Source organism: Isoptericola sp. NPDC056573, from assembly GCF_042793335.1.
GTDB lineage: Bacteria > Actinomycetota > Actinomycetes > Actinomycetales > Cellulomonadaceae > Isoptericola.
The window spans coordinates 72,485-95,491 of the sequence record NZ_JBHTUY010000014.1 but is presented as its reverse complement, the minus strand read 5'-3'; the positions used below and the strand labels follow the sequence as shown (position 1 = coordinate 95,491).

Here is a 23,007-nt window from a genome sequence, read left to right as displayed (position 1 = left end):
AGGGCCCGGGCCGGCAGTTGACAGGTTCGAACAGGTGTTCGACACTGGACGGGCGCGGGGAACCGCGGAGCACGGGAGGTGCAGGATGTCGGCTCGCACGAGATCTGCCGGTGCGACGGGCGGTCGTGGTCAGGCCGGCCGAGCAGGTCATGGCGGTGCGGGCGCGGCGCTGCCCCCGAGCCCCGAGGTGACCCGGCTGCTCGACCGCTCCGACGCGGAGCTCGCGGCGGCCGCGACGGCGACGGACCCGGCCGAGCGCTTCGTGCACGCCCACCTCGCGGCGCTGCGTGCGGCCGCCGCCGTCGTCGCGCTGCGCGGCCGCCCGTCGGCCCGGAGCCGGGCGCGTTCGGTCTGGGACATGCTGGCGCTCGTGGAGCCCGACCTCGCCGCGTGGTCGGGCTACTTCGCCTCCGGGGCCCGTGTCCGGGCGGCGGTCGAGGCGGGGCTCGAGCCCGACGTCGACGCCCGGCGGGCGGCCGAGCTCGTGGCGTGCGCGGAGGACTTCCGGGACGAGGTCGGCCTCCTGGTCGACCCGCGCGCCGGGTTCGCGCGGCCGCTCGCCCTCACGCCGGCGGCGTCGTGAGCCGCGGCCCACGGGCAGCGGGGGCGTTCCGGGACTGGGGCAGCGACGAGTCCGGCACCTCCGTGCTGCACGTCGACATGGATGCCTTCTTCGCGTCCTGCGAGCTCGCCCGCCGCCCCGAGCTGCGCGGTCGTCCCGTCATCGTCGGGGGGCGGGAACGGGGCGTGGTGCTCGCGGCGACCTACGAGGCCCGGGCCTTCGGGGTGCGCTCCGCGATGTCGATGGCCGCGGGGCTGCGCCTGTGCCCGCAGGCCGTCGTGGTGCCGCCCGACCACACGCTGTACCACGAGGTGTCCGAGTCGGTGATGGCGATCCTTGCCACGATCACCCCGTTGGTCGAGCGTGTCTCGGTCGACGAGGCCTTCCTGGACGTGAGCGGGGCCCGGCGCCGGCTGGGCGCGCCCACGGCGATCGGGGCGCGGCTGCGCGAGCAGGTCCGGGCCGAGCACGGGATCACCTGCTCCGTCGGGGTCGCGCGCAACAAGTTCGTGGCCAAGCTGGCGTCCACCCACGCGAAGCCGGACGGGATGATGCTCGTGCCGGCGGACGCGACCGTGCCCTTCCTGCGGACTCTGCCGGTCGGTGCGCTCTGGGGGGTGGGTGAGAAGACGGAGGCCGCCCTGGCGCGCTGGGGCATCACGACCGTCGCCCAGCTCGCGGACACCGACGTGCCGACGCTGCAGGCGGCGGTCGGGTCGGTCTCCGGGGCGCACCTGCACGACCTCGCGTGGGGGCGCGACCCGAGGCCGGTCGTCCCGGGGCACGAGGAGCGCAGCGTCGGGGCCGAGACGACGTTCGAGCGTGACCTGTGGGACCTCCGCGCGGTGGAGCAGCGTGTCCTCGAGCTCGCGGACCGGGTCGCGGCCCGGCTGCGGCACCAGGGCGTGGTCGCGCGGACGGTGTCGATCAAGGTCCGCACCAGCGACTTCCGGACCCTGACCCGGTCCCGCACCCTCGACGGCCCCACGGACGTGGCGCGCGCGATCTTCCTGGTCGCGCGCGAGCTGCTGGGTGCGGCGGACCTCCGCGGTCTGCCCGTGCGCCTGGTCGGCGTCCGCGGTGAGAACCTGCAGGTCAGGTCCGGTCTCGCCGAGCAGGTGACCCTCGACGAGGCCGTGGATCCGCGTCAGGAGGCGCGTCGGGAGGCCGAGCTGGCGCTGGACGCCGTACGCGAGCGGTTCGGGCGATCCGCGATCAGCCTCGGTGCGGCGCCGGGCCGTCGCCGAGGTTCACCCCCGCCGACTACCATGCCGGGCGGCTCAGGCATATCCTGAGGGCGTTACCGTTCCACCGCGAGACCCGGGGGGACTCGATGCCACTGTCCGAGTACGAGCAGCGAGTGCTGGAGCAGATGGAGCGCGCGCTGAGCAGCGACGATCCCCGTCTGGCCAACACCCTGCAGCAGGCGCGCCGCCGGTCGCCCCTGCGCTATGTCCTGGCCGGCGTAGGAGTCGTCGCAGGGTTGCTGCTGCTCGTGGTCGGTGCCGCGACGTCGCAGGCCTGGGTCGGAGTCGCCGGCTTCGTGCTGATGTTCGCCGGGGTGGCGTACGCGTTCGCCGCTCCCCGCAAGAAGGGCCCGACGGGAGTCGTCCGGCCGGACGGGACGATCGACCCCCAGACCAACCCCGATCGCTCGCGCCCCGGGCAGACGGCGACCCGTCCCAGCACGGCCGCCAAGAAGGAGGGGTTCCTCGCGCGGCTGGAGGAGCGCTGGGAGCGCCGACGGGACCAGGGCCGCTGAGGTCCGGAGCGTCACGCTCGACCGAGCCCGCCCCGCTCTTCCCGAGCGGGGCGGGCTCGTGCGTTCACACCGTGGGCCACCCGCGCGACACGCCCCGCCCGCGACCCCTACGCGCCCCCGGCGCGGCCGCAGCGGTCAGCGCGTCGACAGGGTCTCGCCGAGCCCGGAGGTCACCGCCGTCGCGAGCCGTTCGAGCTCGTCGGGCTCGGGTGGCACGGACTCTCTCGCGTACCGGCTCGCCTCGGCCGCCCGCGCGAGCGCGCCGAGGTCCTCGCGCACCTCGGGGCTGAGCTCGCGGCCGGTCCGGGTGGTCACGGCGGACGCGATGGCGTCCGGGGCACGGCGCAGCGTCGTGGCGGGCGGAAGCCGGACGCCCTCGGCGGCGAGCGCGGCGAGCACCTGCTGCCAGGCGAGCTCGGGGTCGAGCTCCAGCGAGGCGCGCCGCCGCCTGGCCAGGAGCAGCACGAGGCCGCCCACCAGGACGACGACGAGGCTGCCTGCCGTGATCCACACCCATCCGGGGAGACCGGTGTCGACGACGGGCGTGACCGCGGCGGCGGTCGAGGCCGAGGGCGTCGCCTCGTCGTCGGTCGAGGTGCTCCCCGCCGAGGGCTCCCGCTCGCGGAGGTCGTTCGACGTGGGCACCGCGGCCGGGTCGCCCTGGACGCGCGGCATCGTGTACGCGGGCGGGCTCCCGGTCTGCTGGGCGGGCGTCGGCTCGAAACGCACCCACCCCGTGCCGGGGAAGTAGATCTCCGGCCAGGCGTGCGAGTCCTGGCCCGTGATCTGCCAGGTGGTCTCGCCGGTGCGGTCGCCGGGCAGGTACCCGACCGCCAGGCGCGCGGGGATGCCGAGCGACCGCGCCATGACCACCATGGTCGTCGCGAACTGGATGCAGTAGCCCGTGCGGTGCTGCAGGAAGTCCCAGACGGGGTCTCCCGTGCCGCCGCGGGGGATGGTCGTCGAGTAGGTGAAGCGGGTGGGGTCGCGCAACCAGCGCTGGAGGGCGACCGCCTGGTCGTAGGCGGTGTCGGCCTCGCCCACGGCTTCGCGCGCGGCGGCCTCGACGTCTCCCGCGTGCGCCGTGTCGGGGACCTGGGTGTAGACCTCGTCGAGGTCGGCCGCGGGTGCCTCCCGGAGGGCGGCGGGGTCGAGGTCCCGCTCGTGCACGGTGAGGGTGTAGGAGTCGCCCGCCGCCGTCAGCCCACCGACCACCTCGTCCCGGGCGGGGTCGTAGCCCCACCCGCCGCCGTCCGTGGCCACCTGGCGAGGGTCGATGCTGATGGGCAGCTTGTCGTCGCGGAGCTCGCCGACGTCGAGGGCGACGCTGCGGACGTCGCCGCCCGACGGCGGGTCGTCGGGCCACAGGACGTCGCGGTCGGCGAACTCCCGGCCGCCGCGCTCGTCGCCGCGCTGCCACCGGCGCCCGTCGAAGGCCGTGGCGGTGTAGCTGCGCAGCGGACCGACGTCCGCCTCGGAGCCGGTGTCATAGGACAGCACGACGGAGCGGGACCGTTCGGTCAGGCTCCGCAGGATGTCGAGGTCCTCGGCGAGGCGGATGGTGTCGCCCGTGGTCGTGAAGGTGCGGTACCAGCCCGCGGGACCGCCGGGGAGCGCGGCGGACGCGGTTCCGACGAGGCCGGCGACGACGGCGAGGACGACGGCGCCGGCGGTCGTCGCGACGGCGCGGGACCGCTCGGCGCGCCGCACCGGCGCGGGCGTGCGCTCGGCCCGTCTCGTCCGCGCGACCAGGGGACCGTCGAGGGTGAGGAGTAGCAGCAGGGCCGTGACGGTCACGACGAACACGCCCCACGGCACTCGTCCCGTGAGCACGAGCGGCGGGGCCCAGAGGGCGAGGAGCGGCAGGCCGACCGCCGCGGGGCGGCGCAGCGCGCCCGCCAGCGCGTCGGCGAGCAGGAGCACGAGCAGCGTGCCGCCGACGGTGAGCAGCCCCATGGGGACGCTCCCCGTCACGGGGGCGACCTCCGACCGGGCGATCTCACCGGCCTCGCCGAGCCGGGCCACGACGCGTGACACGTGCTCCGGGGTGACCAGGAAGGTGGGATCGGCGGTGGGGCCGCCGTACCGCGCGAGGACGAACCAGGCGGCCACGACGCCGCCCAGCACGCTGGGCCATGCGGAGCCCGACTCCTTGGTGCGCAGCCCCCGGGCGCGGGCCCGTCGCTCGATCACCACCCGGGAGGTGACCGTCGTCGCGCTGACGAGGACGATGCCGAGGAGGGCCGCGCGCGTCCAGCCGCCCGGGAGCACGATGCTCGCGAGCGAGAGCATCGACGCGGCGACCGCCACGGCGACCAGGACCCCGGAGGCGACGGTGCGGGCCGTCGGGCCCGCGTGGGCGGGGATCATGCCGCCCCCTCGGCGAGGAGCGCCCAGGCGCGGTCGGGCGCCGTGCCCGGGGGGCAGGTGGCCACGCGCCAGCCGGCGGCGCGCAGCGCGCCGACCGTGACTCCCGCCGTGCCTCCCGCCGTGCCTCCCGCCGTGCCTCCCGCCGGCGTCGGACCCGCGCCCGGGGCGTCGGCCGGCGCCACGACGAGCGCCCAGCAGATGCCTTCGACGCCGAGCTCGGCCATCTCGCGCAGCGCGGTCTCCGCCTGGGGGGCCAGCACGGCGACGACGATCTCCTCCTGCGAGCGCGAGGCGCGCAGGGCGCGGACCGTCTGCAGGACGGCGCGCTCGGCGTCGGCGGACGCGCGGTGCCCGCGCAGGTCGACGGTCCCGTCCAGGATCGTGGCGCGTCCGGTGCGTGCGCCCGCCGCGAAGGGCACGGGCGCGGGGCCGGAACCGGTGGGCACCAGCCGCGCGGGGTGGCCCGCGTCGAGGAACGAGGTGGCGACCGAGGCGGCCAGCTCGACGGCGAGCTCGCCCTCCGCGTGCGTGCGGGAGCCGCGGGCGGACGGCCAGACGCCGGTGCGCGGGTCGACGGGCGGCGGCAGCAGCGACCGGTCGAACAGCACGGTCACGGGCCGCACGCCGGCGCTCTCGTCCGCCCGGACCATGAGCCGGCCCTGGCGCGCCGAGCCCGCCCAGTGCACCCGGCGAGGGTCGTCGCCGGAGACGTACTCGCGCAGGACGGAGTCGTCCGTGGATGCCAGCCGTGCGCCGGTGGCCGCCCGCTCGACGTCGCCGAGCACCCGCGTGCGCGTGGGCAGCCCGACGGTGCGGGGCCACACGGCGACCCGGGTCGGGGCGCCGAGCGGCTGCGTCGTGCGGACCAGCCCGAAGACGTCGGTGCGCGTGGTGAGCAGGGGGCCGAGGGCCCAACGGCCCCGGCGGGACGGGGTGAGCGCGTAGGAGACCGCGATGCGGTCCGCGTGCGCCGTCACCCGGGCGCGGATGCCGTGCGGCCCCGCCAGCTCGTGCGCGGCCTGCTCCGACAGCCGCAGCCGGGCCAGCCGCTCGTAGGCCGCGCCCGTGCGCGCGCGGGCTCCGACGACCAGGCGCACCGCTGCGGTCTGGTCCCGCACGACGGGGTTCGGCGTGAGCTCGCGCGTGACCACGAGCGCCCCGCGACCGGCGTCGAGGCGTTGCACCCCCATCAGCACCCAGGAGAGGAGGACGGCCAGCACGGCCGCGGCGCCGAGGCCCACGACGTCGGGCAGGTCGAGCAGGGTGCCGACGGTCGCGAGCACCAGGCCCGCGACGAGCAGGGCCAGACCGCGGCGGGTGGGCCGGACGCGGACGACCCGTCGCAGCGCCGGGTGCCGGGTGTCGTGCGGGCCGCCCTTTCCGGCCCTGCGCTCGGTGGTGGCCGGGACCGCGCCGGACTCGTCGTCGCCGGACATGGTCGGTCCTACCGGCCGCGTTCGCGGGAGGGCCGCGCGAACGACCCCGCGGGCGGGGCGACCGCGACGCGGACGCCGGGCACGGCGGTGCGCTGCACGATCTCCTCGATGACGTCCTCGGGCGTCACGCCGCCGAGCCGCGCCTCCGTGCTGAGGATGAGGCGGTGGGCCAGGACCGCGACGGCGAGGGACTGCACGTCGTCGGGCAGCACGTGCTCGCGGCCCGCCATGGCGGCCGCGGCCTTGGCGGCGCGCAGCAGCTGGAGCGAGGCCCGCGGCGACGCGCCGAGCCGGACACCCTCGTGCTGCCGCGTCGCGCCCACGAGGTCGAGCACGTACTGCTTGACGGGTCCCGCGGCGTAGACGGCGCGTACCGCACGGGCGTACCGCACCATGTCGGCGCCGGTGGTGACGGGGGACAGGTGGTCCAGGGGATCGGCGGACTCCTGGCGGTCGAGCATCTGCAGCTCGGCGTCCGTGTCCGGGTAGCCGACGGTGAGCCGGGCCATGAACCGGTCGCGCTGCGCCTCGGGCAGCGGGTACGTGCCCTCCATCTCCACCGGGTTCTGCGTCGCGACGACGAGGAACGGCCGCGGCAGCGTGTGCGTGGTGCCGTCGATCGTCGTCTGGCCCTCCTCCATGCACTCGAGGAGCGCGGACTGCGTCTTGGGCGAGGCGCGGTTGATCTCGTCGCCGATCACCACGTTGTTGAACACCGGTCCGGGCCGGAACTCGAAGTCGTGCGTGGCCGTGCGGAAGATGTTCACGCCGGTGAGGTCGCTCGGGAGCAGGTCGGGGGTGAACTGGATGCGGCCCACGCGGCAGTCGATGCTGCGGGCGAGGGCCTTCGCGAGCGTCGTCTTGCCGACGCCGGGGACGTCCTCGATCAGGAGGTGACCCTCGGCGAGCAGGACGGCGACGGTCACCTCGGCGAGGCCGGGCCGGCCCGAGACCACGGAGTCGACCGCCTCCCGCACCCGCGTGGTGGCGGCGACGAGCTCGTCGAGATCCCTGGCCAGGGCGTCGAGGTCGGCCCCCGTCGAGGGGGTGGCGCCGTCCCTGCGGTCCTCCGTCTCCGTGCGTGCGCCGGCGAGCGTGGGGGAGACGGGTTCTGGGTGCACGGGTGACCTCCGGTTCACGTGCTCGTGACGGTTCTCGCAGCCTAGTGGAATCAGGGCCGGACGTGACGACGATCACCCGCTCCACCTCCCTCCACGACGCCCCCCGCGGGCGGTGGGCGCGTGCCCGCGGCGCCTGCCTGACCCGGAGGTGCGCCTCGTGCGACACGCGTCGGAGGGCTCCTGCTCCACCGCCCTCCACCGGCGCCCCGTTCCCGCCCGACGCCCTGACCTGCGGCGATGTGTGGGGACTGTGGGGGGAGGGGGTGAGATGGGGAGAACTGCCCATCGTTGGCCGCGCCCGGTGGAGGAAAGTGGAGTAGCGTGGAGGCTGCGGGAGCGCGAGGGGAGGTGCGAGCCGTGGCAGGTCTGGAGGACACGTTTCCGGGAGCCGGGCTGCTGCTCGGCACCTACACCCCCAAGCTCGACGAGAAGGGCCGGCTCATCCTCCCCGCGAAGTTCCGCGCCCGACTCGCTCCCGGCCTCGTCATGACGAGGGGACAGGAGCGCTGCCTCTTCCTCCTCCCGATGGACGAGTTCGGCCGCATGTACGAGCAGGTGCGGCAGGCCCCCGTGACCAGCCGACAGGCGCGCGACTACCTGCGCGTGTTCCTGTCGGGTGCCAGCGACGAGCTGCCGGACAAGCAGGGGCGGGTCGTCATCCCGGCCGCCCTGCGCGCGTACGCCGGCCTCGACCGGGACGTCGCCGTGATCGGCGCCGGCACCCGCGTGGAGGTCTGGGACCGCACCACCTGGGAGGCCTACCTGGCCGAGCAGGAGTCGTCGTACTCCGAGACGTCCGAGCAGATCTTCCCGGACCTGCAGTTCTGAACCAGCGGCACCGATGGACGACCAGCACCGATGGACGACCGGCACCACCCACAACCGCACAGCAGACGAGCAGCAGCAGGGCCCCGCACGACGAGGCCTCCTCCCGCGAGGGTCTGGCGCACTTCCCCGGCGCCAGAACGGCGCGGAGGGAGACCTGGCCGGGCGGGGCCCCGCCGACCACGTGGACCGAGCACGTGGACCGAGCACGTGGACCGAGCACGACACGAGCAGGACGAGCACGAGACGAGCACGAGAGGAGAGGCACCGATGAGCACACCGGACGACGCGCGATCCGCGGGCGACCGCCACCTGCCCGTGCTGCTGCAGCGGTGCGTCGACCTCCTCGCTCCGGCGCTCACCGAGCCCGGGAGCGTGCTGGTCGACTGCACGCTGGGCATGGGCGGGCACACCGAGGCGGTGCTCGAGCAGGTTCCGACCGCCCGCGTGGTGGGGATCGACCGCGACACCCAGGCGCTGCGCCTCGCCGGCGAGCGGCTGGCCCGCTTCGGCGAGCGGTTCACCCCGGTGCACGCGGTCTACGACGAGATCGGTGAGGTCGTCGCGGAGCTCGGGCTGGACGGCGTGCAGGGCGTCCTCATGGACCTGGGGGTCTCGTCGCTGCAGCTCGACGAGGCGGGCCGGGGCTTCGCGTACGCCCAGGACGCGCCGCTCGACATGCGGATGGACCAGACCCGGGGTGCGACCGCGGCCGACGTCCTCAACACCTACGACGAGCGTGCCCTCGCCCGGGTGCTGCGCGAGTACGGCGAGGAGCGGTTCGCGCCGCGCATCGCCAGGGCGATCGTGCGGCGCCGCGAGGAGCGGCCGTGGGAGCGGACGGGCGAGCTCGCCGACCTGGTGCGCGCGTCCATCCCCGCCGCCGCGCGGCGCACGGGAGGCAACCCGTCGAAGCGGACGTTCCAGGCGCTGCGGATCGAGGTGAACGGCGAGCTCGAGGTGCTCGAGCGCGCCGTGCCCGCCGCGATCGAGGCGCTGGCCACGGGCGGGCGGATCGTCGTCGAGTCCTACCAGTCGCTGGAGGACCGGATCGTCAAGCGGGCCATCTCCCGCGGGACGACGTCGAGCGCCCCGGCCGGCCTGCCCGTCGAGCCGGAGACGCACAAGCCCTACCTCGAGGCCCTGACGCGGGGCGCGGAGGAGGCGGACGAGGCCGAGCTCGAGCGCAACCCGCGGGCGGCGTCGGTCCGCCTGCGGGCCGCCCGGCGCGTCCGTCCCACCCCCGACCACATGCGCTCGGCGGCGCCCGCCCGCCAGTCCACCCGCCACGCCACCCAGCAGCCTGCCCGCAAGCACACCAAGGAGGACCGCCGATGAGCGCCCTGCGTGCCCCCGCCACCCCCGGGACCCGTCCCGCCGCGGCGCCGCGTCGTGCCCCGCTCACCTCGCTGCCGGGCGGTGCCGCGGACCGCGGGCGCCGCCTCGACGCGGTCCGTGCGCCGCTCCAGGCGACGTCGGGCGTCCCGTTCCTCGTGCTGTGTGCGGTGATCCTCGTCGGCGCGCTCCTCGCGGCGCTGCTGCTCAACACGTCGATGGCGCGCGGCTCGTACGAGGCGTCGCGGCTCCAGGCCCAGGTCGGTCAGGTGGCGCAGGACGTCCAGACCCAGCAGGAGAAGCTGCGGGCCGCGGAGGCGTCGCTGGCGGAGCGCGCCACGAAGCTCGGCATGGTCCCGGCCGAGGACCCGACGATGATCAGCGTCGAGAAGCGCGCGAAGGTCGGGATCGGCGACACGGAGACGCCGTGACCGGGCGGACGCCGCCGGCGCGCGGCGGTGCACGGAGCGGCGGCTCGGGTGCGGGCTCGGGAGGCCGCTCGGCCGGCGGGCGCGCGACACGCCCGGGTCCGGCCCGCACGACCCGGACCCCCGCCCCGCAGACTCGAGGGGTGAGCACCTCCCGCACCACGAACGGCTCGACGCCGCGGTCCACCCCGCGGTCGAACCCACGGTCGACGCCGCGGTCGAACCCACGGTCGACGCCGAGCTCGTCGGGCCGTGGCACCACGCCCCGGTCCGGCTCGGGGCGTGGAGCCACGGCGGTCCGCTCCACGGGCCGGACGCCGGTGCGCGGCGGGGGCGCTCCGCCGCGCCCGCGGGGCGGGGCCGCGAGCCGGGGACGTCCGGGCGACCCCGGGCGACGGCAGCGGTGGATCATGGTCGTCGCGGCGCTCGTGCTCACCGTCTTCGTCGGCCGGCTGGTCCAGGTGCAGATCTTCCAGGGGCCGGCGCTCGCGGCGAAGGCGCAGGAGGCACGCACCACGCACGCGGTCGAGCTCGCGCACCGCGGCGACATCGTCGACACCAACGGACGCGTGCTCGCGACGTCCGTCGACCGGTACACGATCTCCGCCGACACCCTCGCCATCCAGGGGTTCCAGGGCGGCCAGCGGGTGGACACCGCCACCGGCAGGGCCGTGCAGGACGGCGCGCTCGGCATCGCTCAGCTCCTCGCGCCGATCCTCGACGCGCAGCCCGCGGAGCTCGCCGCGAAGCTCAACGGCGACGACCGGTACGTGATCCTCAAGCGCAACGCCGTGCCCGAGGTGCAGCGGGCGATCGCCAAGCTCGACCTCCAGGCCTACGTCCGCACCGAGCTCACCTCCCGCCGCACCTATCCGGCCGGCGTCGTCGCGGGCACCCTCGTCGGCTTCGTCGACCGCGACCAGGTGGGCCAGGGCGGGCTCGAGCGCGCCTACGAGGACGTGCTCGCGGGCGCCGACGGCAAGGTCACGTACGAGCGCGGGCGCGACGGCGTCCCGATCCCCAACTCGGAGCGGGACGCCACCGAGGCGGTCCCCGGCAGCAACGTGCAGCTCACGATCGACCTCGACGTCCAGTGGAAGGCGGAGGAGCTGCTCGACGACGCGGTCTCGAAGACCGGGGCGAAGTACGCCATGGCGGTCGTGGAGGACGTGCGCACGGGCCAGGTGCTCGCGGTGGCGGACTCGGGCGACGTCGACCCCAACGACCGGTCGACGTCCGCCGTGGCCAACGGCTCGCGTGCCGTGAAGGACGTCTTCGAGCCCGGCTCCACGGGCAAGGTGATCACGATGGCGGCGGCCCTCGAGGAGGGCTACTGGACGCCCGACAGCCAGTTCCGCGTGCCGTACCGGTACACCACGCCCAACGGCGAGTCGTTCAAGGACTCGCACGAGCACCCCGACCAGCAGCTGACGCTCGCCGGCGTGCTGGCCCACTCATCGAACACGGGCACGGTGCAGATCGGCGAGAAGATCCCGCTGGACGTCCGCTACGACTACCTCGGCAAGTTCGGGTTCGGCCAGCCCACCGGCCTCGGCCTGCCGGGCGAGTCCGCGGGCATCCTGCCCTCGCAGCAGACGCTGGCGCACGACGCCCGCACCCCGTACACGATCCTGTTCGGGCAGGGCGTGGCCGTGAACGCGATGCAGGCGACGCAGGTCTTCTCGACGGTCGCGAACGGCGGCGTCCGGGTGGAGCCCAGCCTGGTGGCCGGCACCCGCGCGCCCGACGGCACCTTCACGCCCGCCGAGGCTCCCGAGACGGAGCGCGTGGTCTCGGAGAAGACCGCCGACTCGGTGATGCGGATGATGGAGTCGGTCGTGGGGGAGGAGGGCACCGCCGCCAACGCGCGGGTGCCCGGCTACCGCGTGGCCGGCAAGACCGGCACCGCCCAGATGTGGACGGGGGCCGGGACCACCTACATGGCGTCCTTCATCGGCGTCGCGCCCGCCGACGACCCGCGCTACACGGTGTCCGTCTTCCTGCGCAGCCCGCAGTCGTCGATCTACGGCGGCGTGGTGGCCGCGCCCGTCTTCAGCGACCTCATGGGGTACACGCTGCAGAAGATGGACGTGCCGCCCAGCTCGACGCCGTTCAAGCCCTACGACCTCACGTGGTGACCACGGGGCGCGCGCCCGGTGAGGACCGCCCGAGGTCCGTGACGGTTCTCATGCCGGGCGCCCTGGGTGCCGGGCCCGCAGCACGCAGACGGTAGGTTCTTCTCCGTGACATCCCCGCTTCCCCGTATCCGGCCCGCGGGCACGACGCCCCGGCGGGTGCGGGACCTCGCCCTGACCTTCGGGCTCGAGGTGACGACACCGGTGGCACCGGACGAGGGCGGCCCCCGGCCGCAGGTCCCCGCCGACGTCGTCGTCACCTCGGTCGCGTCCGACAACCGCGTCGTCGCAGGTGGCGACCTGTTCGTCGCCCTTCCCGGCGCGCACGCCCACGGCGCCCGGTTCGCGGCGGACGCCGTGGCCCGCGGGGCCCGTGCGGTGCTCACCGACGAGGCCGGGGCGGCCACCCTCGCGACGGGACCGGACGCCCTCGACCCGGCCGTGCCCGTGCTGGTCGCCGGTGACCCGAGGGCCGTGCTCGGTCCGGTCGCGGCCTGGGTGTACGGCGAGCCCGCCGAGCACCTCATGACCTTCGGCGTCACCGGGACCAACGGCAAGACGACGACCACCTACCAGGTGGACCACCTGCTGCGCGCCCTCGGCTGGACCGGTGGACTGATCGGCACCGTCGAGATGCGCGCGGGCGACACGGTGCTGCCGAGCCGGCTCACGACCCCGGAGGCCGCGGACCTGCAGGCGCTGCTCGCCGCGATGTGCGAGGCGGAGGTGCGCACGCTGGCGATGGAGGTGTCCTCCCACTCGCTGTCGATGCACCGCGTGGACGGCATCGAGTTCGGCGTGGTCGGGTTCACGAACCTCAGCCAGGACCACCTCGACTTCCACGGCGACCTGCAGTCGTACTTCGACGCGAAGGCGTCGCTGTTCACGCCCGAGCACGCGCGCCGCGGCGTCGTCGTGGTGGACGACGTGTGGGGCGAGCGCATGGCGGCGGCCGCGCAGGTGCCCGTCGCGACGCTGCGCACCCGCGCCCCGCGGGACGGCGAGGCGGCGTCCGACTGGACCGTCACCGACGTCGCACCGCACGGCACCGGCTCCGCGTTCACGCTGACGCACGTCGACGGCCGCTCCCTGCGCACGTCGACGTCCCTGCCGGGCGGGTTCAACGTGGCCAACGCCGCGCTCGCCGTCGCGATGGTCCTCGAGGGCGGCGCGCACGTCGAGGACGTGGCAGAGGCGCTCGCCGCGGCCGACGGCCTCTCGGCCGTCGTGCCCGGCCGCATGGAGGTCGTCGGCGCGGGCGGGGACGGCCATCCGCGCGTCGTCGTGGACTTCGCGCACAACACCGAGGCGCTCGAGCTCGCGCTCGCCGCCCTGCGCCCGACGACGGCCGGCCGGCTCGTCGTCGTCTTCGGGGCCACGGGCGACCGGGACAAGGGCAAGCGTCCGGCCATGGGCGCGGCCGCCGTGGCGGGCGCAGACGTCGTCGTCGTCACGGACGACGACCCCCACGGCGAGGACGCCGCCGTGGTGCGCGCCGCCGTGCTCGAGGGGGCCGCCGCGGCCCGCGACTCGGCCCGCGAGGCGGGCCGCGACGTCGCCGTGACGCAGGTGGCGCCGCGGGCGGCCGCCATCGAGCGGGCCGTGCTCGACGCGGGGGCGGACGACACCGTCCTCGTGGCGGGCCGCGGCCACGAGACCATCCAGGAGGTCGCGGGCGTCGACCTCGAGCTCGACGACCGGGACGAGGCCCGCCGCGCGCTGCAGCGGCGGCACGAGAGGACCACCGCATGATCGCGCTGACCGCCGCCGACGTCGCCGAGGCGACCGGGGGACGGCTGCACGCCGACGCCGCCACGCCCGTGACCGGGTCCGTCGTCGTCGACTCCCGCCGTGTGGAGCCCGGGGGGCTGTTCGTCGCGCTGCCCGGCGAGCGGGTCGACGGGCACGACTTCGCCCGCGGCGCCGTCGAGGCCGGCGCGGCGCTGGTCCTGGCCGCCCGCGAGCTCGAGGGCGTGCCGACCGTCGTCGTGGACGACGTCCAGGCCGCGTTGGGGGAGCTCGCCCGCGCCGTCCTGGCGCGCGTGCGGACGCGCGGCGACCTGCGGGTCCTCGCGGTGACGGGCTCGGTGGGCAAGACGACGACCAAGGACCTGCTCGGCCAGCTCCTCGGCGACCTGCTGCCGGACGACGTCTCGCCCGAGGACGGCATGGTCGTACCCACCGGGTCGTTCAACAACGAGGTCGGCCTGCCGCTGACCGTGCTGCGCGTCACCGAGGCCACGAGGTTCCTGGTGCTGGAGATGGGCGCGGACGGCCCCGGCAACATCGCCTACCTCACGCGGATCGCGCCGCCCGACGTCGGCATCGTGCTCGCCGTCGGCGTGGCCCACGTGGGCAAGTTCGGCTCGGTCGAGGCGATCGCCCGCACCAAGGCCGAGATGGTCACCGGGGTCGTGCCGGGCGGCACCGTCGTGCTGAACGCCGACGACCAGCGCGTGGCGGCGATGGCGTCGCTGGCTGCCCCCGAGCACACCGTCGTCACGTTCGGCACCATCTCCTCGGCCGACGTGCGCGCCGCCGACGTCGAGGTGGACGCCTCCGGCCGGGCGACGTTCCGGCTCGCCGTCGCCGGCGCCCCGGACCTGGGCGGACCCGTGCCCGTGGGGCTGCGCCTCGTGGGCGCGCACCACGTGAGCAACGCTCTCGCCGCCGCCGCGGCGGTCCTCGCGCTCGGCGGCACCACCGCCGACGTGGCAGCGCGACTGGCCGAGGGCCTGTCCCGCGCGACCCCGGTCAGCCCGCACCGGATGGCGGTCACCGAGCGCCCGGACGGCGTCACCGTGGTCGACGACGCGTACAACGCCAACCCGGACTCCATGCGCGCCGCGCTGCGGGCGCTCGCCGTCATGGCGGGCCGCACGCGCCGTTCCGTCGCGGTGCTGGGCGAGATGCTCGAGCTCGGGGACGGCTCGCGCGCCGCGCACGACGAGATCGGCCGCCTCGTGGTCCGATTGAACGTCAAGCTCCTCGTCGTCGTCGGCGACGGGGCGTACCACATCCACGAGGGGGCCCTGCAGGAGGGGTCCTGGGGAGAGGAGTCGGTCTTCGTGCCTGACCTCGACGCCGCACGCGCGGTGCTCGCCGAGGCGCTCGAGCCGGGCGACGTCGTCCTCGTGAAGTCCTCCCTCGGGTCCGGCCTGTGGCGGCTCGGCGACGAGCTCGCGGCGGGCGGCCCCTCGACCGGACCCACGACCGGCCCCGACGCGTCGGGCGAACCCGCCACGGAGGTCGCCCCGTGATCGCGATCCTCGTGTCGGCCGGCGTCTCCGGGCTGGTCGCCCTCTTCGGGACGCCCCTGTTCATCCGGTTCCTCATCCACCGGAACTACGGCCAGTTCGTGCGCCAGGACGGGCCGACGGCGCACTTCACCAAGCGCGGCACGCCGACGATGGGCGGCGTCGTGATCATCGCGGCCGCCCTGGTCGGCGTCGCGGTGTCCATGCTGGTCGCAGGGAGGCCGCCGAGCGCGTCGGCGCTGCTGTGCCTCTATCTCATGACCGGGCTCGGGCTGGTCGGCTTCCTCGACGACTTCACGAAGATCCGCAAGCAGCGGTCCCTCGGCCTCACGCCGAAGGCGAAGATCATCGGCCAGGGCTTCGTCGGGATCAGCTTCGCGGTGCTCGCCCTGCAGTTCCCCAACGCCAACGCCCGGACGCCCGCCTCCACGCGGATCTCCTTCCTGCGCGACACCAACCTCGACCTGGCGTTCGCCGGGGTCACGGTGGGCCTCATCCTCTTCGTGATCTGGGCGAACTTCCTCATCACCGCCTGGTCCAACGCGGTGAACCTCACGGACGGCCTGGACGGCCTGGCGACCGGCGTGTCGATCATCGTCTTCGGCGCGTACGTCCTCGTGTGCATCTGGCAGCTCAACCAGTCGTGCCAGCGGCTCGCCGCGGCCGGTCCGCGCTGCTACGAGGTGCGCGACCCGCAGGACCTCGCGATCGTCGCCGCCGCCATCGCGGGCGCCTGCATCGGCTTCCTGTGGTGGAACGCCAGCCCCGCGAAGATCTTCATGGGCGACACGGGCTCGCTCGCCCTCGGTGGCGCCCTGGCCGGCATCTCGATCCTGTCGCGCACCGAGATCCTCGCCGCGATCATCGGCGGTCTCTTCGTCGTCATCGTCATGTCCGACGTCATCCAGATCGGTTTCTTCAAGATGACCGGCAAGCGGGTGTTCAAGATGGCGCCGCTGCATCACCACTTCGAGCTGTCGGGGTGGGGCGAGGTCACGATCGTCATCCGGTTCTGGCTCATCGCCGGCCTGTTCGCCGCCCTCGGCATGGGCGTGTTCTACGCCGAGTGGGTGGCCACGTGACCGTCGCCTCCCTGCCCGACGGCGCGCGCGTCGTCGTGGCGGGCCTCGGCGTGACCGGGCGCGCCGTCGTCGCGGCCCTGTCGGGTCGTGCGGCCGGCCGGGCGTCCTCGGTGGTGACGGTCGACGGCCGTGCCCCCGACGCCGACGTGCGCGACGCCGACGATCCCGCCGTGGCGGAGCGCGTCGTCGCCGGCGCGGACCTCGTCGTCGCCTCCCCGGGGTGGGCGCCGAGCACGCCGCTGCTGGCCGCGGCCCGCGGCGCCGGCGTCCCCGTCTGGAGCGAGGTCGAGCTCGCCTGGCGGCTGCGGGTCGAGCGCACCCCCGGGCCCGACGGCGCGCGGGGCCCCGCCCCGTGGCTCGCCGTCACGGGGACCAACGGCAAGACGACGACGGTCGAGATGCTCGCGTCGATCCTCACCGCGGCGGGCCTGCGCGCCGCCGCGGTGGGGAACGTCGGGACGCCCGTCGTCGAGGCCGCGCAGGACCCGTCGCTGGACGTCCTCGCGGTGGAGCTCTCCAGCTTCCAGCTGCACCACACGCTCACGACGTCCTTCGAGGCGGCGGCCGTGCTCAACGTCGCCGCCGACCACCTCGACTGGCACGGGTCCCTCGAGGCGTACGCCGCGGACAAGGGGCGCGTCTACGCCCGCGCGCAGGTGGCGTGCGTGTACAACGTGGCCGACCCGCGCACCGAGCAGCTCGTGCGCGACGCCGACGTGACCGAGGGCGCACTGGCCGTCGGGTTCACGCTCGGTGCCCCGGGCCCCGGACAGCTGGGCGTGGTCGAGGACGTGCTGGTCGACCGCGCCTTCCACGCCGCGCCGGGGGCCCGCGACCGGCAGCGCACGGCCGCCGAGCTCGGCACCCTCGCGGACCTCGCGCACCTCGCTCCCGGGCACGGCGCCCCGCCGCCGCACGTCGTCGCGAACGCCCTGGCGGCGGCGGCGCTCGCGCGCGCCCACGGCGTGCCCGCCGCCGCCGTGCGCGACGGCCTGCGGGCGTTCCGGCCCGGCGCGCACCGCATCGCCCGCGTCCGCGAGCTCGACGGCGTCGCCTGGGTGGACGACTCGAAGGCCACCAACGCGCACGCGGCGGCGGCCTCGCTCGCGGCCTACCCGCCCGGCAGCGTCGTGTGGGTGGCGGGCGGCCTCGCGAAGGGGGCGTCGTTCGACGACCTCGTCGCCGACCGGGCCGACCGCCTGCACGCGGCGGTCGTCATCGGCGTCGACCCGGAGCCGGTCCGCGGGGCACTGGCCCGACACGCGCCCGAGATCCCCGTCGTCGTGGTCGATCCCGGCGACACTGGGTCGGTGATGCGTCGCGCGGTCGCGGCGGCACGGGACCTCGCCCGTCCGGGCGACACCGTGCTGCTGGCTCCTGCAGGCGCCTCCATGGACCAGTTCGCCTCCTACGCCCAGCGGGGGGAGGCGTTCGCCACGGCCGTGGCGGAGCTGTAGGCGCCCGCGTGGCGCCACGAGGACGAGCGAGGGGTGTCGGATGGCGGTCACGACGGGCACCCGACGCGGCCCGGGAGGGTCGACCGGCCGTCCGTCGAGGGACAGGACGACCCGCGACAAGGGTTCGCGGGACAGGACGTCGCCGCGACCGTCGCCGAAGCGGGCCGAGCGGCCCTGGCTCGGCCAGTGGAACAGCACCGTCACGAGCTACTACCTGCTCGTCGGGGCCACCGGGCTGCTGCTGGTCATCGGTCTCGTCATGGTGCTCTCCAGCTCGACGGTGACGTCCATCGCCGAGGGGGACTCGCCGTTCGCCGCCTTCCTCGTGCAGGGCCGGTACGCTCTCATCGGGCTGCCGCTCATGCTGGTCGCCGCGCGGCTCCCCGTGCGCTGGTACAAGCGTCTGGCCTGGCCCGCGTTCCTGGTGGCGCTGGCGCTGCTGGTCGCGGTGGTCTTCTTCGGCAGGTCGGTGAACGGCAACCAGAACTGGCTGCCGCTCGGGCCGGTGCAGATCCAGCCGTCAGAGCTCGCCAAGCTGGCCGTCGCCGTGTGGCTCGGTGCCGTGCTGGGCCGCAAGCAGCACCTGCTCGGTCGCTGGGGCCAGGCCATCATGCCCGGCGTGGTCGGTCTCGCCGCCGTCCTCGGGCTCGTCATGGCGGGGCACGACCTCGGCACGGCGCTCATCCTCGCGCTGCTCGGCCTCGGCGCCTACTGGGTCTCGGGCGCGCCCGCGTCGCTGCTCGCCGTGGGCGGCGTCGGAGCGGCGCTGATCGTCGGCTGGGCGTTCATCCTCAACCAGGGCAGCTCCGACCGCCTCACCCGCATCCTCGCCGCGTACGGCACCTGCACCGACACGCAGGGGCAGTGCTACCAGTCGATCCACGGCATGTACGGGCTCGGCACCGGGGGTCTGTTCGGCGTCGGCCTGGGCGCCAGCCGCGAGAAGTGGAAGTACCTGCCCGAGGCGCACAACGACTTCATCTACTCCGTGATCGGCGAGGAGCTGGGGCTGCTCGGCACCCTGCTGGTGCTCGCGCTGTTCGCCGTCCTCGGGATCGCGATGGCGCGGGTGGTGCGCCGGCACCCGGACCCGTTCGTGAAGATCACCACGGCCGCGATCGGCTGCTGGGTCGTGGGCCAGGCCTTCGTGAACATCGGCGTGGTGATCGGCGTCCTGCCGGTGATCGGCGTCCCGCTGCCGCTGGTGTCGGCGGGCGGGTCCGCCCTGGTCACGACGATGGTGGCGCTCGGCGTGGTGATCAGCTTCGCGCGCAGCGAGCCGGGCGCCGCCGAGGCCCTGGCCGCGCGCCGGAGCGTCGTCAAGCGCTCGGTCGCGGTCCTGTCGCGGCGCGGCCGGGCCGGCGGCGCCGGTGGGGGCGCGCGGCGCCGCGGGGGCGACGGCGGCCGATAGGGTCCTGCCTGTGAAGAGCTCTGCAGTCACGTCCGTCGTCCTCGCCGGGGGCGGCACCGCCGGCCACGTCAACCCCCTCCTCGCCGTCGCGGACGAGCTCCGCGCGCGGGAGCCGGAGGCCAGGATCCTCGCCCTCGGCACCACGTCGGGGCTGGAGGCCGACCTCGTCCCGGAGCGCGGCTATCGGCTCTGGCCGATCCCTCGCGTCCCGCTGCCGCGGCGCCCGAGCGTCGACCTGCTGAAGCTGCCGGGCCGCCTCAGCGCCGCCGTGAAGGCGGCCGAGGCCGCCATCGACGAGATCGGCGCCCAGGCGGTCGTCGGGTTCGGCGGGTACGTCTCGACCCCCGCGTACCTCGCCGCCCGGCGCAAGGGCGTCCCCGTGGTGATCCACGAGCAGAACGCCCGTGCGGGCCTGGCCAACAAGCTCGGCGCCCGCTGGGCGGCGGCCGTCGGGGCGACGTTCCCGGGCACCCCGCTGCCGGGGGCCCAGGTCGTGGGCCTTCCGCTGCGGGCCGAGATCGCGGACCTCGTCTCGGCCCGTGAGGCGGACGCCCTGGCCGCGCGGGTGCAGGCCGCCGACGCGCTGGGCCTCGACGCCGGCCTCCCGACGCTCGTCGTCACGGGGGGTTCCTCGGGGGCGGCGTCGGTGAACGCCGCCCTGGCCGGGTCGGTGGAGGCGCTGCTGCGCGCCGGCGTCCAGGTGCTGCACCTGACGGGCAAGGGCAAGGACGGACCCGTCCGGGCCGCGGTCGACGCCGCCACGGCCGCGGGCGGGCACGAGGCCGGGCGCTACCAGGTGCGCGAGTACCTGTCCGAGATGCAGCTCGCCCTCGCCGTCGCAGACCTGGTCGTGGCCCGCTCGGGTGCCGGCACGGTGTGCGAGCTCGCCGCCCTCGGCGTGCCCGCCGTCTACGTGCCGCTGCCCATCGGCAACGGCGAGCAGCGGCTCAACGCGGCGCCCTTGGTGGAGGCGGGCGGTGGCCTCCTCGTCGACGACGCCGACCTCACGCCCGCCTGGGTGGCCGAGCACGTGCCGGCGCTGCTGGCCGACCGGCCGCGGCTCGACGCGATGGCGTCCGCCGCCCGGGCGACCGGGGTGCGCGACGGCGCCGCCCGCGTGGCCGACCTCGTCGCCGCGGCGGTCGCGCAGGCGGGCGCCGGCTCGGGCGCCGGGCGGCAGGCATGAGCGCCACCGGGTCGGCGCGGCCGCCGGCGCTGCCCGTCGAGGAGCTCGGCCGCGTGCACCTGGTGGGTGTGGGCGGCGCGGGCGTCTCCGTCGTCGCGCGGCTGCTGGCGGCCCGCGGCGTCGACGTCCAGGGCTCCGACGCCGCGGCCGGCCCCGCCCTCGAGGCGCTGCGCGCCGACGGGGTGCGGGTCTGGGTCGGGCACGACGCGGCGCACGTCGTCGGACCGGACGGCGCACCCCTGGTCGACACGCTCGTCGTGTCCTCCGCCGTGCGGGAGACCAACCCGGAGCTGGCCGCGGCCCGCGCGGCCGGGGTCCGGGTGCTGCACCGCTCCCAGGCGCTCGCGTCGCTGATGCTCGGGCGCCGGGCGGTGGCCGTCGCCGGCGCGCACGGCAAGACGACGACGTCGGCGATGGTGGCGACCGTGCTGCGCGCGTGCGGCGTCGACGCGTCGTTCGCGATCGGGGGCACGGTGCGGGTGCGGGACGCCGAAGGCCACGAGAGCGCGGTGCCCGGGGGCCACCTCGGCGCCTCCGACGTGCTCGTGGCCGAGGCGGACGAGTCGGACGGCTCGTTCCTCAACTACGCCCCGACGGTGGCCGTCGTGACGAACGTCGAGCCGGACCACCTGGACCACTACGGCTCGCAGGCGGCCTTCGAGCGGGCCTTCGAGGAGTTCGCCGGACGGATCGTGGACGGCGGCACGCTCGTCGCGTGCGCCGACGACGCCGGGTCGGCGGCCCTCGCGGGCGCGCACCGGGCCGCGGGAAGGGCCGTGGTGACGTACGGCGAGGCCGCGGGTGCCGACGTGCGGGTGCGCGACGTCGTCGTCGGGGCGGGGACCGTCGAGGCGGTCGTCTCCGGCGGCCCGCTCGGCGACGAGCCGCGCGCGCTGCGCCTCGCCGTGCCGGGGGCGCACAACGCGCTCAACGCGACGGCCGCCGTCGTGACCGCGGTGCTGCTCGGCGTCGAGCCGGGCGACGCCGTGCGGGCCGCGGGCACGTTCGTCGGCACGGGCCGGCGGTTCGAGCCCAAGGGGGAGGTCGACGGGGTCCGCGTGTTCGACAGCTACGACCACCACCCCACCGAGGTGGAGGCGCTGCTGCGGGCGGCCCGGCCGGCGGCCGGGGATGGTCGCATCGTCGTGCTCTTCCAGCCGCACCTGTACTCGCGCACGCGGATCTTCGCCGACCGGTTCGCCGCGGCGCTGGCGCTCGCGGACGAGGTCGTCGTCACCGGTGTCTACCGGGCCCGCGAGGACGTCGACCCGACGGTGGGGCCGCGCACGATCACCGACCTGCTCGGCCGGACGTCGTCCGGCGGGGGAGTGCGTGCCGTCGAGGACCGGCTGGAGGCCGCGCACGTGGCCTCCGCGCTCGCGCGCCCCGGCGACCTGGTGCTCACCGTCGGCGCGGGAGACGTCACCGAGCTGGGTCCCGTGATCCTGGCGGACCTCGCCGCGCGTACCTCCGGCGTGGCGTCGCCGGGCGGCGGCGCCCCCGACGCGACCATGGGGTGATGCGACCGCCAGCCCGCCCGCGCCCGACCAGCACGACGTCGGGCCGCACGACGTCGGGACGATCAGCGGCGACCGCGCCGACCGGCACGCCCTCGGTGGGCGCCGGGACGCCGCCGGGGACGCGCGGGACGAGGGGAAGCCCGCGGGGGCCGGCGACCGGAGCCTCCAAGTCGGCCTCGAAGGCGGCCCCGAAGACGGCCCCGGCTGCGCCCGCCGAGCCCCGGCGTCCCGGCGCCCGCACCGCGGCGACGGCGGTGGTCCCGGCCGGGCAGGTGGTCCCTCCCCGCGTGTCGACGGCGATGGCGGACCGCCTCGCCGAGCGCACCGCGATGCGCCGGCACCGCGCCTGGCGGCGCGTGCTCGCGTGGGTCCTCTCGCTGGCGCTCGTCGTGGGCCTCGCGTGGGTGGCGCTCTGGTCGCCGGTGCTCGCTCTGGAGAAGGCGGAGGTGAGCGTGACCGGCGCGGGGCGGTACGTCGACGAGGCCAGGGTGCGCGAGATCGCCGAGGCCCCGGACGGCACCCCGCTGCCCCGCCTGGACACCGTGGCGATGCGGGAGCAGGTGCTCGGGCTGCGCGGGGTGAAGGACGTGCGCATCGCGCGGGCCTGGCCCCACGGGCTCGCGGTGGAGCTCACGCCGCGCGTCCCGGTCGCGGCCGTGCCCGACGGCGACCGCCTGGCGCTCCTCGACTCGGCCGGGGTGCGCGTGGCGACGCGCGACGCGGCGCCGAAGGGGCTGCCGCAGGTGGACGTGCCGCTGGACGACGCGCTGGCCCTGCAGGCGGCGCTCCACGTGCTGGCCGCCCTGCCCGCCAAGCTCGCCGGCCAGGTGGACCACGTCAGCGCCGACACGCAGGACGCCGTCGAGACGGTGCTGGAGGACGGCACCACGGTCCGCTGGGGCGGCAGCTCGGACCTTCCGCTCAAGGTCGAGGCGGTGCGCACGCTGCGCAAGCTCGACGACGGCGCGCGGACCATCGACGTCTCGTCGCCCGAGCTGCCGGTGACCCGATGAGGGGGGCGGGGAGGGCGCAGCAGGCGCGGGCGGGTGAGGCAAGCACCGGGCGCGCGCGACACGCCGAGAGACGTCCGGCGCCGCGCCCACCGCGCCGCCTACCGTCG

At 75.8% G+C, this 23,007-nt stretch carries 18 protein-coding genes; 15 read left to right on the top strand and 3 right to left on the bottom strand.

The window, feature by feature from the left end; all coding sequences use genetic code 11:
• Window positions 1-187 precede the first annotated feature (187 nt).
• From ACFQ8E_RS19885 to ACFQ8E_RS19875, 3 genes are read left to right on the top strand one after another with little or no spacing between them, the layout of a single operon-like run.
• The gene (locus ACFQ8E_RS19885) at window positions 188-583 is read left to right on the top strand and encodes an SAV_6107 family HEPN domain-containing protein (RefSeq protein ID WP_430552294.1); all 396 of its coding nucleotides are present in this window, start codon (window positions 188-190) and stop codon (window positions 581-583) included.
• On the top strand, window positions 580-1,857 hold the full coding sequence (locus ACFQ8E_RS19880) for a DNA polymerase IV (RefSeq protein ID WP_430552293.1): 1,278 nt from the start codon (window positions 580-582) through the stop codon (window positions 1,855-1,857). The genes ACFQ8E_RS19885 and ACFQ8E_RS19880 overlap by 4 nt, the downstream gene beginning before the upstream one ends.
• Window positions 1,858-1,895: 38 nt before the next feature.
• The gene (locus ACFQ8E_RS19875) at window positions 1,896-2,324 is read left to right on the top strand and encodes a DUF3040 domain-containing protein (protein WP_430552292.1); all 429 of its coding nucleotides are present in this window, start codon (window positions 1,896-1,898) and stop codon (window positions 2,322-2,324) included.
• 135 nt (window positions 2,325-2,459) lie between these two features.
• On the opposite strand, the gene ACFQ8E_RS19870 is transcribed toward ACFQ8E_RS19875, so the two are convergent.
• The 3 genes from ACFQ8E_RS19870 to ACFQ8E_RS19860 are packed head-to-tail and all read right to left on the bottom strand — an operon-like array spanning window position 2,460 to window position 7,251.
• Window positions 2,460-4,694: a transglutaminaseTgpA domain-containing protein gene (locus ACFQ8E_RS19870; protein WP_430552291.1), complete on the bottom strand. Its 2,235-nt coding sequence runs from the start codon at window positions 4,692-4,694 to the stop codon at window positions 2,460-2,462.
• Entirely contained in the window at window positions 4,691-6,130 is a 1,440-nt protein-coding gene (locus ACFQ8E_RS19865) for a DUF58 domain-containing protein (protein ID WP_430552290.1), read from the bottom strand. Before ACFQ8E_RS19865 ends, ACFQ8E_RS19870 begins: the two co-directional genes overlap by 4 nt.
• A gap of 8 nt (window positions 6,131-6,138) precedes the next feature.
• On the bottom strand, window positions 6,139-7,251 hold the full coding sequence (locus ACFQ8E_RS19860) for an AAA family ATPase (protein WP_430552289.1): 1,113 nt from the start codon (window positions 7,249-7,251) through the stop codon (window positions 6,139-6,141).
• A 393-nt stretch (window positions 7,252-7,644) separates the two neighbouring features.
• Between ACFQ8E_RS19860 and mraZ the strand changes: the two genes are divergently transcribed.
• The 12 genes from mraZ (at window position 7,645) to ACFQ8E_RS19800 (ending at window position 22,900) form a co-directional block, all read left to right on the top strand.
• The gene (gene mraZ / locus ACFQ8E_RS19855) at window positions 7,645-8,079 is read left to right on the top strand and encodes a division/cell wall cluster transcriptional repressor MraZ (protein ID WP_430552305.1); all 435 of its coding nucleotides are present in this window, start codon (window positions 7,645-7,647) and stop codon (window positions 8,077-8,079) included.
• Between the two features lie 267 nt (window positions 8,080-8,346).
• Window positions 8,347-9,414, top strand: coding sequence for a 16S rRNA (cytosine(1402)-N(4))-methyltransferase RsmH (rsmH, locus tag ACFQ8E_RS19850; protein ID WP_430552288.1), 1,068 nt, complete (start codon window positions 8,347-8,349; stop codon window positions 9,412-9,414).
• Window positions 9,411-9,842 carry a hypothetical protein gene (locus ACFQ8E_RS19845; RefSeq protein WP_430552287.1) on the top strand — a complete coding sequence of 144 codons (432 nt, stop codon included), beginning with the start codon at window positions 9,411-9,413 and terminating at the stop codon, window positions 9,840-9,842. Before rsmH ends, ACFQ8E_RS19845 begins: the two co-directional genes overlap by 4 nt.
• 407 nt (window positions 9,843-10,249) lie before the next feature.
• Window positions 10,250-11,977, top strand: coding sequence for a peptidoglycan D,D-transpeptidase FtsI family protein (locus ACFQ8E_RS19840; RefSeq protein WP_430552286.1), 1,728 nt, complete (start codon window positions 10,250-10,252; stop codon window positions 11,975-11,977).
• 105 nt (window positions 11,978-12,082) lie between these two features.
• The gene (locus ACFQ8E_RS19835; protein ID WP_430552285.1) at window positions 12,083-13,726 is read left to right on the top strand and encodes a UDP-N-acetylmuramoyl-L-alanyl-D-glutamate--2,6-diaminopimelate ligase; all 1,644 of its coding nucleotides are present in this window, start codon (window positions 12,083-12,085) and stop codon (window positions 13,724-13,726) included.
• Window positions 13,723-15,234 (top strand): UDP-N-acetylmuramoyl-tripeptide--D-alanyl-D-alanine ligase, encoded by a 1,512-nt coding sequence (murF, locus tag ACFQ8E_RS19830; protein WP_430552284.1) that lies wholly within the window; start codon window positions 13,723-13,725, stop codon window positions 15,232-15,234. The genes ACFQ8E_RS19835 and murF overlap by 4 nt, the downstream gene beginning before the upstream one ends.
• Window positions 15,231-16,313 (top strand): phospho-N-acetylmuramoyl-pentapeptide-transferase, encoded by a 1,083-nt coding sequence (mraY, locus tag ACFQ8E_RS19825; RefSeq protein WP_430552283.1) that lies wholly within the window; start codon window positions 15,231-15,233, stop codon window positions 16,311-16,313. Before murF ends, mraY begins: the two co-directional genes overlap by 4 nt.
• The gene (gene murD / locus ACFQ8E_RS19820; protein WP_430552282.1) at window positions 16,310-17,770 is read left to right on the top strand and encodes a UDP-N-acetylmuramoyl-L-alanine--D-glutamate ligase; all 1,461 of its coding nucleotides are present in this window, start codon (window positions 16,310-16,312) and stop codon (window positions 17,768-17,770) included. The genes mraY and murD overlap by 4 nt, the downstream gene beginning before the upstream one ends.
• Window positions 17,771-17,810: 40 nt before the next feature.
• Window positions 17,811-19,181, top strand: a complete 1,371-nt coding sequence (gene ftsW / locus ACFQ8E_RS19815) for a putative lipid II flippase FtsW (RefSeq protein WP_430552281.1) — start codon at window positions 17,811-17,813, stop codon at window positions 19,179-19,181.
• 10 nt (window positions 19,182-19,191) lie between these two features.
• Window positions 19,192-20,367, top strand: coding sequence for an undecaprenyldiphospho-muramoylpentapeptide beta-N-acetylglucosaminyltransferase (gene murG, locus ACFQ8E_RS19810; RefSeq protein WP_430552280.1), 1,176 nt, complete (start codon window positions 19,192-19,194; stop codon window positions 20,365-20,367).
• Complete coding sequence (murC, locus tag ACFQ8E_RS19805) at window positions 20,364-21,887, top strand: UDP-N-acetylmuramate--L-alanine ligase (RefSeq protein WP_430552279.1); 1,524 nt, start codon at window positions 20,364-20,366, stop codon at window positions 21,885-21,887. Before murG ends, murC begins: the two co-directional genes overlap by 4 nt.
• Window positions 21,887-22,900, top strand: a complete 1,014-nt coding sequence (locus ACFQ8E_RS19800; protein ID WP_430552278.1) for a cell division protein FtsQ/DivIB — start codon at window positions 21,887-21,889, stop codon at window positions 22,898-22,900. The genes murC and ACFQ8E_RS19800 overlap by 1 nt, the downstream gene beginning before the upstream one ends.
• Window positions 22,901-23,007: the final 107 nt, after the last annotated feature.